This is a genomic window from Citrobacter sp. Awk 2 (assembly GCF_028069815.1).
GTDB lineage: Bacteria > Pseudomonadota > Gammaproteobacteria > Enterobacterales > Enterobacteriaceae > Citrobacter.
Map to the genome: position 1 here is coordinate 1 of NZ_JANEWL010000126.1, position 11,507 is coordinate 11,507.

The window sequence follows — 11,507 nt, forward strand, 5'->3', positions numbered from 1 at the left end:
TGATAATTATTTGTATTATCATTTTCATCAATTATCTTACTGCCTTTGAATTTTTAACAAAGGAAGTTTGACTATGCGTTTAAAACCTGTTGCCTCTGTCGTTCTGTCCTGTATAGGGTTTACCAGCCCCTTTGTCTTCGCTGAAGACGTGATGGTAGTAACCGCTTCGGGTTACGAAAAAAAGATCACCAACGCGGCTGCCAGCGTTTCCGTTATTTCACAGCAAGAGCTACAAACCAATAAATATAACGATTTAGGTGAAGCTCTACGTTCTGTGGAAGGTGTGGATGTCGAAAGCAGCACGGGTAAAACCGGCGGTCTGGAAATTAGCATCCGTGGTATGCCAGCCAGCTATACCCTGCTCCTGATTGACGGTATCCGTCAAAATGGAAGCAGCGACGTGACACCGAACGGCTTTTCGGCCATGAACACCAGCTTTATGCCTCCACTGGCGGCAATCGACCATATTGAAGTGATCCGCGGTCCGATGTCGACGTTATACGGTTCCGATGCCATTGGCGGTGTCGTCAATATCATCACCAAAAAGAGCACCGATAAATGGAGCACATCCATTAATACTGGCGTTAACCTGCAAGAAAGTAATAAATGGGGTAACAGCACGGTCGCCAACTTCTGGTCAAGCGGCCCATTGATCGCAGGTGTACTGGATATGCAGGTTCGCGGCAGCACCACGCAGCGCCAAGGCTCCAGTGTCACTTCGCTGAGCGATACCTCTTCCACCCGCGTGCCGTATCCTACGGAATCCGAGAATTACAATATCGGTACTCGTCTGGACTGGAAAACCAGCGGCAGCAATACGTTGTGGCTGGATCTCGATTCCGCCAGACAACGTTACGATAACGATGATGGGCAACTTGGCAATCTGACCGGCGGATATGATAAGACGCTGCGTTATGAACGTAACAAAGTGACGCTCGGCCACGACACCGCATTAACATTTGGGACCTGGAAGTCCTCTGTGGGCTGGAATGAAACCGAGAATAAAGGCCGCCAGTTGGTCTCCTCGGCACTGACACCAGAGAACGCGAACCGGGCTGGCGACGCGCGTGAACTGAAGAACACCAACGTTATTCTGGATTCCATGCTGCTGACGCCGTTAGGTGACTCGCACCTGTTGACCCTCGGGGGGGAATACTGGGATGCCCGCATGAAGGACGGTGTCGTGCTGGCCAATACCGGCGAGACATTCCACCAGAAAACATGGTCGGCCTATGCTGAAGATGAGTGGCATATCCTCGACTCTCTGGCCTTAACCGTGGGGACACGCTATGAACATAACGACGTCTTTGGCGGGCACCTCAGCCCACGCGCCTATATGGTCTGGGACGTCTCCGACGAGTGGACCCTCAAAGGCGGTGTCACAACGGGCTATAAAGCGCCATCGCTCAGCCAACTTCATAACGGCATCAGCGGCGTGACGGCACAGGGAACCGTCAATACCGTCGGGAACCCGAACCTTAAACCTGAAGAAAGTACCAGTTACGAAACCGGGCTTTACTATGAGAATGACGCTGGGCTGAACGCCAACGTCACGGGTTTCTATACTGAATACAAAAATAAAATCGTTTCGTATTCTATCGATGATAATACCAACAGCTACACCAATAGCGGTAAAGCAAGAACCGATGGTATCGAGTTTGCCAGTACATTCCCGCTGTGGTCGGACTCGCTGAGTTTATCTCTCAATTACACCTATACCCAGAGCAAGCAAAAAGATGGCGAGAATAAAGGCGCGCCACTGAGTTATACCCCGAAACACATGGCGAACGCCCGTCTGAACTGGCAGGCAACGGAAGATATGAACGCCTGGCTGAGCGCTCGCTATCGCGGTAAGGCTCCACGCTATACGGAGAATTACGACAACCTCAGCGCAGTACAAAAGGCGGTGTATGACGACAAAGGCGCAAATTTAAAAGCCTGGACCGTTCTGGACATGGGGATGTCTTATAAGCTGACCAAAGAACTGACGCTGAATACAGCGGTGAACAACGTACTGGATAAAGACTTTAGTGACGTCACACTGTATCAGGTTGGCCGCAATAGTACTTATGCGGGCGACTACTATCAGACTGCACAATCCACGACCGGATACGTCAACCCCGGCCGTAACTACTGGGTCTCCTTAAACTACCAGTTCTAGTTTTGCTTACCTCTGTTGGCCAGGCTATAACTGATAGCCTGGCCGCTATCAGCGTGTTTTCGTAAGCGGATTGTCAGTATTGCGCATACGTAAGGAGAGACAATGCCCTTTTCAACCACTGAACGTCAGGCACTCCTGTCATTAAATGGCGTTGGCCCCAAAGTCATCGAGCGGCTTGAGCAACTGGGTTTCCACTCGCTTGCCGATCTCAAAAACTCTACTGTCGAGGATATTACCCAGCAAGCGGCGTCTATGGTCGGCTCAACGTGCTGGAAAAACAGTCCGCAAGCGAAAGCGGCAATTGCCAACGTCATAGCGCTGGCAAGTGCGTCGTCGTTACGCTGATTTAGCGTATCACCCGAGCAAGAGGAACGTGCGCGATTTAACCGTTTCTGATTTTCCCATTGATACCCGGCTGCGGTTTACCAAACAGATAACCTTGCGCGAAATCGCAGCCCAGAGCCTGAAGGCTCGCCAGCTGTTCCTCTGTTTCAACACCTTCTGCAACAGCTTTCATATTCAGCGATTTCGCCATACCCGTAATAAGCCTGATGATATTAAGGGCGTCTTCCTGTGTGGATATCGAATGCACAAAGGACTTGTCTATTTTGATTTTATCGAAGGCAAGTCGACTCAGTCGCGAAAGAGAAGAGTATCCGGTGCCAAAATCATCGATGGAGATTTTTACCCCCAGAGCTCTGAGCTTGTTAAGTGTATTCATCGGCGTATTGCTCTCGGTAAAGAGAGAGGATTCCGTCACTTCCAGCTCAAGACGCTCTGCAGGAAGCCCGGTTTCTTTCAGAATGGACAGCACGATTCCGGCAAAGGCCTTGCTGCTTAGCTGGACAGGTGAAACATTGACTGAAATTTTAACCGGTACCGCCCAGGAAGCCGCTTCCCTGCAAGCAATTTCAAGCACAGATTTTCCCATCTCGTTAATCATGCCTGTTTTTTCAGCGACAGGAATAAAACTATCCGGCGGCAGCAGTCCCTTTAGAGGATGTATCCAACGAATAAGAGCTTCATAGCTGTAAATTTCCCGGCTGAAAGAATCAACAATAGGTTGGTAATAAACCACGAATTCTTTATTCACTATGGCCATTGCCATATCATGTTCAAGGGTTCTGCTTTCTTGCAGCTTTTCTAACATCCGCTGCCGGAAGACTTTTATTTTACCCGAGCCTTCATTTTTCGCTTCATAAAGCGCCAGATCGGCAAATTTATAAAGGTAGTCGGAACGGTGCTCAGTTTCTGAGATAACAATACCAACACAAGTGGTTATATTTATAATTGCGTTATAAATAGTGTAGGGCTGGTTGATAAAATCACATATTTTTTGGGCTCGGGAAACGGCACGGCTCTCTGTCAGACCGCTCGAAAGAAACGCAAACTCATCGCCGCCTAAGCGATATAGCGTGTCTGAACCCTGGCTCATAGAAATCAAACGATGGGATATCTGACGTAACAACATATCGCCAGCGTCATGGCCATACGTATCATTTACCTCTTTGAATCGATCTAAATCAAACAACATCACCGCCACAGAGTCATTGTTTTTTTCTGCCATCGCGATGGTTTTATTTAAATCCCCCCAGAACAACTGGCGATTATTCATCTCGGTGAGCGAGTCGTGATAGACGTCATACTCCAGTTTTGCATTCTGGATCTGCAGTTTTTCTTTAGATTCCTGAAGTTCCTCAGCAAGGCACTTAACCTGGAGATGTGCTCTCAAAATATTTCTGTTCTGGAAAAAAATCAGAATCCCCAGTATCGCACTCAATATTATAAGCAATACTGAAGTCGCCGAATATATATAATACAGGGTTTGAATATTCGTATTTGTATTATTAATCGAGCTAACATCTTTATCTAATGCACCGGATGAAAGATGGGCTAGCGGTGCATCAAGCGCATGCATTTCTTTCAAATATGTCTTGAGTTCTGAACGGTTCATTTTCTCAAGATGAACATCCAGATAATTAAGCATTTTCTCAAGCTGTATAGCCAGTTCATAATGCGCTGGATTACTTTCTATATAATGTCCTAAATCACCTTCTTTTATTAAATCGCTCTGGCTGAGCATAATGTCGAGACGCAGGCGTACAGCATCAAGCGTCATCGTATCATCACTAATGTAGAGACCAAGCCACGATTCAAATCGGTAATATTCTGATACCATTTGAACAGCAGACCATGAGTCGGCATAGTGGGTCAGTTTCTGTAGCTCTTGTTGTCTTTCGTGCACAAGGAAAGATATATATCCGGTAGATATAAAAAGGAAGAATATAATGCCAGCCAGTATTCTGTTCATGATGGTCCTCTGAACCTCTACTCAATTTTCATTGAGCTGACCTGCCATGCTGACCTTGAATAAAAAATCTGATTATTCAGTTCAGGAATACTGTCATAGGGATACACGATGAATAGCGGGCCTTTATCACGGATGCGCATATATTCTCCGTTGATTTTTAGCGCAAGAATAACATTATATTTCTTGAAATCACTGAGTGGGATAGCGGTGGTGTAGTCATTGAGCGCAGTGACCTTAACAACAGAACCTTTTGCCCCGACATAATCCATGAGCTTTTGCAGAGAGATACCCGTAAAGGTAGTGCGTCCATTATACCAGGGTGAGGTAGTCTGGAAACTTACTGTGCCCAGTTTCTCGAGACTGGCGATATCAAAAACGGCTTTCCCGTCTTCATTGGTATTTTCTATATTACCGGACAGTGTTAAAAGGACTTTACCGACAGGCTTGGGAAGTTCACCAGCCCAGACCTGAGTAGTGACAACGAAGCTTAACAACATAACAATTAACCGCATTCTAACCTCACCAATCTATCGAATGTAAGAGAATTATAATTTAGTTATTATGCTATTTACACATGCTACCCAGCGATTATTGATGCAGAAAGCCCATCCATTTTTTAATTCATTGAAATCAACAAGTTAACCATCATTCATTTTTTGATATTGTTTAAAAAAGGCTGTTGATGTTATTTGAGGCACAGTAAATTTCACTATCGCCGTACAAAAAATAAGCCACCTGTTTAGTCAGTAAAAATAAACACACACGAATATAAAGGTCTATTTTTTTATGCAACAACAGGATATTGTTTTTCCAACCGAGGGCTTCGCACCTCTCATCGAATGCGTGTTGCGCAATGAATCACCAAGACCTGGTTTTGCTGCTTATCCATAAAAAATATGATTGCTAGACGGGTAGAGATATCCAGATGAGGGTACAAAATACAAATCTTGCGCAGTGCCCCCTATATTCGCCCCGAGAGCCGGTTTATAGCTGTTTTAATCGCCAGCAAATTTCATTAAAAAAAACGGGAACCACCCGGCTCCCGTTGTCATACAACCCAGAATCTGGATTACATGTTTTCGATGATCGCGTCACCAAACTCTGAACATTTCAGCAGCTTAGCGCCGTCCATCAGACGTTCGAAGTCATAGGTTACGGTTTTCGCGTTAATCGCGCCTTCCATACCTTTAACGATCAGGTCAGCCGCTTCGACCCAACCCATATGGCGCAGCATCATTTCTGCAGACAGGATGATGGAACCTGGGTTCACTTTATCCTGACCCGCGTACTTCGGTGCAGTACCGTGGGTGGCTTCGAACAGTGCACATTCGTCACCAATGTTGGCTCCCGGTGCGATACCAATACCACCAACCTGTGCAGCCAGCGCATCAGAGATGTAATCACCATTCAGGTTCATACAAGCGATAACGTCGTACTCTGCTGGACGCAGCAGGATCTGTTGCAGGAACGCATCGGCGATAACGTCCTTCACCACGATCTCTTTACCGGTTTTCGGGTTCTTGATTTTAACCCACGGACCGCCATCGATCAGTTCACCACCGAATTCTTCGCGCGCCAACTGGTAACCCCAGTCTTTGAACGCACCTTCGGTGAATTTCATAATGTTACCTTTATGAACCAGGGTAACAGAATCACGATCGTTAGCGATAGCGTACTCAATCGCTGCACGAACCAGACGCTTAGTCCCTTCTTCGGAACATGGCTTGATACCGATACCGCAATGTTCCGGGAAACGGATTTTCTTCACGCCCATCTCTTCACGCAGGAATTTAATCACTTTCTCAGCATCAGCGGAGTCAGCTTTCCACTCAATACCCGCATAGATGTCTTCTGAGTTTTCACGGAAGATGACCATATCGGTCAGTTCAGGATGTTTAACCGGGCTTGGAGTGCCCTGGTAGTAACGAACCGGACGCAGGCAAACGTACAGGTCAAGTTCCTGACGCAGTGCAACGTTCAGAGAGCGAATACCGCCGCCAACTGGGGTAGTCAGTGGGCCTTTGATGGCAACACGATATTCACGAATAAGATCAAGGGTTTCAGCAGGCAGCCAGACGTCCTGGCCATAAACCTGAGTGGATTTCTCACCGGTGTAGATTTCCATCCAGGAGATTTTACGCTCGCCTTTATAGGCTTTCTCGACAGCAGCATCGACAACTTTGATCATCGGTGGGGTTACATCAACGCCGATACCGTCGCCTTCAATGAACGGGATAATCGGATTTTCAGGAACGTTGAGTTTGCCGTTTTGCAGGGTGATCTTCTTACCTTCCGCCGGAACAACTACTTTGCTTTCCATTCACCTCTCCTTCGAGCGCTTCTGGTTCTGCTCGTCTGTCATCACGCTGCATGTGCATTTGCGTCCTGCTACACGGATGCGTTAGAGCAACTTTTTGTTAATGATTTGTAATGAGTGTGTCAATACTACCCTATTGTTCGTCGCCATGAAAGACACTCGTTCTTAGGCTATAATGCGGCAATTGATATAATCTGAAAATACCATGCAAAAAACTTCTTTTAGAAATCACCGGGTTGAGCGATTCAGCTCACGACAAGTCACTAAACAGCGTAAAGAAAACCAGCCAAAACGGGTGGTTTTGTTCAATAAACCATACGATGTTTTGCCACAATTTACTGACGAAGCAGGACGCAAAACGTTAAAAGATTTTATTCCTGTTCAGGGTGTCTATGCTGCTGGTCGTCTTGACCGCGACAGCGAAGGACTTCTGGTACTGACCAACGACGGCGCGCTGCAGGCCCGGTTGACGCAACCCGGTAAACGTACGGGGAAAATCTATTATGTCCAGGTGGAAGGTGAGCCAACCCCCGAAGCGCTGGATGCTCTGCGCACTGGCGTAACGCTGAACGATGGCCCCACCCTGCCTGCGGGTATCGAAGTGGTAGAAGAACCCGCATGGCTATGGCCGAGAAACCCGCCTATTCGGGAACGGAAAAATATCCCTACCCGTTGGTTAAAAGTGACCTTATATGAAGGCCGCAATCGTCAGGTACGTCGCATGACAGCACACGTCGGCTTTCCTACACTGCGGTTAATTCGTTATGCGATGGGGAATTACACGCTGGATAATCTCGCTAATGGTCAATGGCGGGATGCAACTGTATAAGGAATAGGTATGTTTAAACCGCACGTCACCGTTGCCTGCATTGTGCATGCAGAAGATAAGTTTTTAGTCGTTGAGGAAACCATCAACGGCAAAGCGTTGTGGAATCAACCCGCCGGGCACCTGGAAGCCGATGAAACCCTGATTCAAGCCGCTGCACGCGAACTGTGGGAAGAAACCGGGATAAAAGCGCAACCACAACACTTCATCCGAATGCATCAATGGATTGCCCCAGACAGAACACCTTTTTTACGTTTTCTGTTTTCTATTGAGCTTGCCAATATGTGCGCTACTGAACCTCATGACGACGATATAGATTGCTGTCGTTGGGTCAGTGCGCAAGAGATCTTCTCTGCGCCAAACCTGCGTTCGCCGCTGGTTGCCGAGAGTATTCGTTGTTATCAAAGCGGACAGCGTTATCCACTCGCAATGATTGGCGAATTTAACTGGCCGTTTACAGAGGGTGTCAAGTAAAGGGCTGCGTGCTAGAATATGCCGCCTTGAAGTTCAATGTCGTGAGTATTCCTATGTCTGAAAGCCAAAAAAAAGTGATCGTCGGCATGTCCGGCGGTGTCGATTCCTCCGTTTCTGCCTGGCTGTTGCAACAACAGGGTTATCAGGTAGAAGGCCTGTTCATGAAGAACTGGGAAGAGGACGATGGTGAGGAATACTGTACAGCGGCCGCCGATCTTGCGGATGCACAGGCTGTCTGCGACAAACTCGGCATTGAACTGCATACCGTTAACTTTGCTGCAGAATACTGGGACAACGTCTTTGAATTGTTCCTTGAAGAGTACAAAGCGGGTCGTACGCCAAACCCGGATATTCTGTGCAATAAAGAAATCAAGTTTAAAGCCTTCCTCGAATTTGCCGCTGAAGATTTAGGTGCCGATTACATCGCTACTGGCCACTACGTGCGTCGCGCGGACGTGGAAGGCAAAAGCCGCCTGCTGCGGGGACTCGATGGTAACAAGGACCAGAGCTACTTCCTCTATACCCTCGGCCATGAGCAGATCGCACAAAGTCTGTTCCCAGTGGGTGAACTGGAAAAACCACAGGTACGTAAAATTGCCGAAGATCTGGGTCTGGTGACTGCGAAGAAAAAAGACTCCACCGGTATTTGCTTTATCGGTGAGCGTAAATTCCGCGAGTTCCTCGGTCGTTACCTGCCGGCACAACCTGGCAAGATCATTACCGTTGACGGTGAAGAAATTGGCCAGCATCAGGGGCTGATGTATCACACCCTGGGTCAGCGTAAAGGTCTGGGTATTGGCGGAACAAAAGAAGGTACTGAAGATCCATGGTATGTCGTGGATAAAGACGTTGAGAACAATATTCTGGTTGTGGCTCAGGGTCATGAACACCCACGCCTGATGTCCGTTGGCCTGATTGCACAGCAATTACATTGGGTCGACCGTCAACCGTTCATCGGCACCCTGCGCTGTACAGTGAAAACCCGCTATCGTCAAACCGACATTCCGTGCACCGTTAAAGCACTGGATGCTAAGCGTATTGAAGTCATTTTTGACGAACCCGTCGCGGCGGTAACACCGGGTCAGTCAGCGGTCTTTTACAACGGTGAAGTGTGCCTCGGCGGCGGCATTATCGAACAGCGTCTGCCTCTGCCGGTATAATTATTTACACATTTGATACAAGGAAGCAGTGAACGTGGCAAAGAATTATTATGACATCACCCTCGCCCTGGCAGGTATTTGCCAGTCGGCACGCCTGGTACAAGAACTGGCGCACCAGGGGCATTGTGATGCCGATGCACTACACGTTTCACTGAACAGTGTCATCGATATGAACCCCAGCTCAACGCTGGGCGTGTTCGGCGGCAGTGAAGCCAATCTGCGCCTTGGCCTTGAAACACTGCTCGGCGTGCTTAATGCCAGCAGTCGTCAGGGTCTGAATGCAGAACTCACCCGCTACACGTTAAGCCTGATGGTGCTGGAGCGTAAGCTGTCAGCAGCCAAAGGCGCTATGGACACGCTTGGAGACCGTATCAACGGCTTGCAGCGCCAGTTGGACCATTTTGATTTGCAGTCAGAAACGTTGATGAGTGCGATGGCTGGTATCTATGTTGACGTCATCAGCCCACTCGGCCCGCGTATTCAGGTCACGGGTTCTCCGGCCATTCTCCAGAGCCCGCAGGTTCAGGCTAAGGTACGCGCATCGCTTCTGGCCGGCATTCGCGCTGCCGTGCTCTGGCATCAGGTTGGTGGAGGCCGTCTGCAACTCATGTTTTCTCGTAATCGCCTGACGACTCAGGCAAAACAAATTCTTGCTCATTTAACCCCGGAGTTGTGATCTATGGAATTATCCTCACTGACCGCCGTTTCCCCTGTCGATGGACGCTACGGCGATAAAGTCAGCGCGCTGCGCGGGATTTTCAGCGAATATGGTTTGCTGAAATTCCGTGTACAGGTTGAAGTACGCTGGCTGCAAAAACTGGCCGCGCACGCAGCGATCAAGGAAGTTCCTGCTTTTGCTGCCGACGCAATCGGTTTCCTTGATGCGATCGTTGCTAACTTCAATGAAGAAGATGCTGCACGTATCAAAACCATCGAGCGTACGACCAACCATGATGTGAAGGCAGTAGAGTATTTCCTGAAAGAGAAAGTGGCGGATATCCCGGAGCTGCATGCCGTTGCCGAGTTTATCCACTTCGCTTGCACCTCTGAAGACATCAACAACCTGTCTCACGCGCTGATGCTGAAAACGGCGCGCGATGAAGTGATCCTGCCGTACTGGCGCCAACTGATCGATGCGGTGAAAGACTTGTCCGTGCAGTATCGCGACATTCCACTGCTCTCCCGTACCCACGGTCAACCGGCCACCCCGTCCACATTGGGCAAAGAAATGGCTAACGTGGCTTACCGTATGGAGCGCCAGTATCGCCAGCTCAATCAGGTCGAAATTCTCGGTAAAATCAACGGTGCCGTCGGTAACTATAATGCCCACATCGCCGCTTACCCGGAAGTTGACTGGCACCAGTTCAGCGAAGAATTTGTCACCTCGCTGGGCATTCAGTGGAACCCGTACACCACACAGATTGAACCACACGACTACATTGCCGAACTGTTTGATTGTGTTGCCCGTTTCAACACAATCCTTATCGATTTCGACCGTGATGTCTGGGGTTATGTCGCACTGAATCACTTCAAACAGAAAACCATCGCCGGTGAGATTGGTTCTTCCACCATGCCGCATAAAGTTAACCCGATCGACTTCGAAAACTCCGAAGGTAATCTGGGTCTGTCCAATGCGGTTCTGCAGCACCTGGCAAGCAAACTGCCGGTTTCCCGCTGGCAGCGTGACCTGACAGACTCTACCGTACTGCGTAACCTGGGTGTGGGTATCGGCTATGCGCTGATCGCCTACCAGTCTACGTTGAAAGGGGTAAGCAAACTGGAAGTAAACCGCGATCACCTGTTGGACGAACTGGATCACAACTGGGAAGTTCTGGCTGAGCCGATTCAAACTGTGATGCGTCGTTATGGCATTGAGAAACCATACGAGAAGCTGAAAGAACTGACCCGTGGCAAGCGCGTTGATGCTGAAGGCATGAAGCAGTTTATCGACGGACTGGCTCTGCCGGAAGACGAGAAAACCCGCCTGAAAGCGATGACACCGGCTAACTATATTGGCCGCGCCATCACCATGGTTGATGAACTGAAATAATCAGGACTGGTGCCGGATAGCGATTTCGCCTCATTCGACCCACCGCTGATGTCATACCCAGGCCGGATACGCGCGAACGCTATCCGGCTTGTTAATTTAATCGCCTTAACGATTCCCCCCGGTTTATTAAATGTTTATCCCCACAGCCACATAATCAGCGTTAGACTATAAAATTGATTTTGAGAATTCAGTAAATACAGTTAATTAT

Annotated in this window: 10 protein-coding genes; 7 read left to right on the forward strand and 3 right to left on the reverse strand. The window is 48.6% G+C overall.

Annotated features, from left to right (window positions below; genetic code table 11):
• The first annotated feature begins 73 nt into the window (after positions 1-73).
• Both NNO02_RS21070 and NNO02_RS21075 read left to right on the forward strand, forming a co-directional pair.
• Complete coding sequence (locus NNO02_RS21070; protein ID WP_271455642.1) at positions 74-2,161, forward strand: TonB-dependent receptor; 2,088 nt, start codon at positions 74-76, stop codon at positions 2,159-2,161.
• 102 nt (positions 2,162-2,263) lie between these two features.
• A complete protein-coding gene (locus NNO02_RS21075; protein WP_271442721.1) occupies positions 2,264-2,506 on the forward strand; it encodes a helix-hairpin-helix domain-containing protein in 243 nt (80 codons plus the stop codon).
• 37 nt (positions 2,507-2,543) lie between these two features.
• On the opposite strand, the gene NNO02_RS21080 is transcribed toward NNO02_RS21075, so the two are convergent.
• The 3 genes from NNO02_RS21080 to icd form a co-directional block, all read right to left on the reverse strand.
• Positions 2,544-4,472, reverse strand: a complete 1,929-nt coding sequence (locus NNO02_RS21080) for a putative bifunctional diguanylate cyclase/phosphodiesterase (RefSeq protein WP_271455643.1) — start codon at positions 4,470-4,472, stop codon at positions 2,544-2,546.
• 17 nt (positions 4,473-4,489) lie between these two features.
• The gene (locus NNO02_RS21085) at positions 4,490-4,984 is read right to left on the reverse strand and encodes a molybdopterin-dependent oxidoreductase (RefSeq protein WP_271442719.1); all 495 of its coding nucleotides are present in this window, start codon (positions 4,982-4,984) and stop codon (positions 4,490-4,492) included.
• Between the two features lie 557 nt (positions 4,985-5,541).
• Positions 5,542-6,792: an NADP-dependent isocitrate dehydrogenase gene (gene icd, locus NNO02_RS21090; RefSeq protein ID WP_003030769.1), complete on the reverse strand. Its 1,251-nt coding sequence runs from the start codon at positions 6,790-6,792 to the stop codon at positions 5,542-5,544.
• Between the two features lie 202 nt (positions 6,793-6,994).
• Between icd and rluE the strand changes: the two genes are divergently transcribed.
• Genes rluE through purB form a run of 5 tightly spaced genes read left to right on the forward strand, consistent with a single transcriptional unit; the run spans position 6,995 to position 11,299 of the window.
• Positions 6,995-7,618 carry a 23S rRNA pseudouridine(2457) synthase RluE gene (gene rluE, locus NNO02_RS21095; RefSeq protein WP_271455644.1) on the forward strand — a complete coding sequence of 208 codons (624 nt, stop codon included), beginning with the start codon at positions 6,995-6,997 and terminating at the stop codon, positions 7,616-7,618.
• A 9-nt stretch (positions 7,619-7,627) separates the two neighbouring features.
• The gene (locus NNO02_RS21100; RefSeq protein WP_137382937.1) at positions 7,628-8,089 is read left to right on the forward strand and encodes an NUDIX hydrolase; all 462 of its coding nucleotides are present in this window, start codon (positions 7,628-7,630) and stop codon (positions 8,087-8,089) included.
• A 53-nt stretch (positions 8,090-8,142) separates the two neighbouring features.
• Complete coding sequence (gene mnmA / locus NNO02_RS21105; RefSeq protein ID WP_271455645.1) at positions 8,143-9,249, forward strand: tRNA 2-thiouridine(34) synthase MnmA; 1,107 nt, start codon at positions 8,143-8,145, stop codon at positions 9,247-9,249.
• A gap of 34 nt (positions 9,250-9,283) precedes the next feature.
• On the forward strand, positions 9,284-9,925 hold the full coding sequence (hflD, locus tag NNO02_RS21110; RefSeq protein ID WP_005120991.1) for a high frequency lysogenization protein HflD: 642 nt from the start codon (positions 9,284-9,286) through the stop codon (positions 9,923-9,925).
• Between the two features lie 3 nt (positions 9,926-9,928).
• Positions 9,929-11,299: an adenylosuccinate lyase gene (purB, locus tag NNO02_RS21115; protein ID WP_271442715.1), complete on the forward strand. Its 1,371-nt coding sequence runs from the start codon at positions 9,929-9,931 to the stop codon at positions 11,297-11,299.
• The last annotated feature ends 208 nt before the right edge of the window (positions 11,300-11,507 follow it).

Bases quoted from the DNA above. Each gene is read 5' to 3' on its own strand.
- NNO02_RS21070 (WP_271455642.1), top strand. From the start codon at position 74: ATGCGTTTAAAACCTGTTGCCTCTGTCGTTCTGTCCTGTATAGGGTTT.
- NNO02_RS21075 (WP_271442721.1), top strand. From the start codon at position 2,264: ATGCCCTTTTCAACCACTGAACGTCAGGCACTCCTGTCATTAAATGGC.
- NNO02_RS21080 (WP_271455643.1), bottom strand. From the start codon at position 4,472: ATGAACAGAATACTGGCTGGCATTATATTCTTCCTTTTTATATCTACC.
- NNO02_RS21085 (WP_271442719.1), bottom strand. From the start codon at position 4,984: ATGCGGTTAATTGTTATGTTGTTAAGCTTCGTTGTCACTACTCAGGTC.
- icd (WP_003030769.1), bottom strand. From the start codon at position 6,792: ATGGAAAGCAAAGTAGTTGTTCCGGCGGAAGGTAAGAAGATCACCCTG.
- rluE (WP_271455644.1), top strand. From the start codon at position 6,995: ATGCAAAAAACTTCTTTTAGAAATCACCGGGTTGAGCGATTCAGCTCA.
- NNO02_RS21100 (WP_137382937.1), top strand. From the start codon at position 7,628: ATGTTTAAACCGCACGTCACCGTTGCCTGCATTGTGCATGCAGAAGAT.
- mnmA (WP_271455645.1), top strand. From the start codon at position 8,143: ATGTCTGAAAGCCAAAAAAAAGTGATCGTCGGCATGTCCGGCGGTGTC.
- purB (WP_271442715.1), top strand. From the start codon at position 9,929: ATGGAATTATCCTCACTGACCGCCGTTTCCCCTGTCGATGGACGCTAC.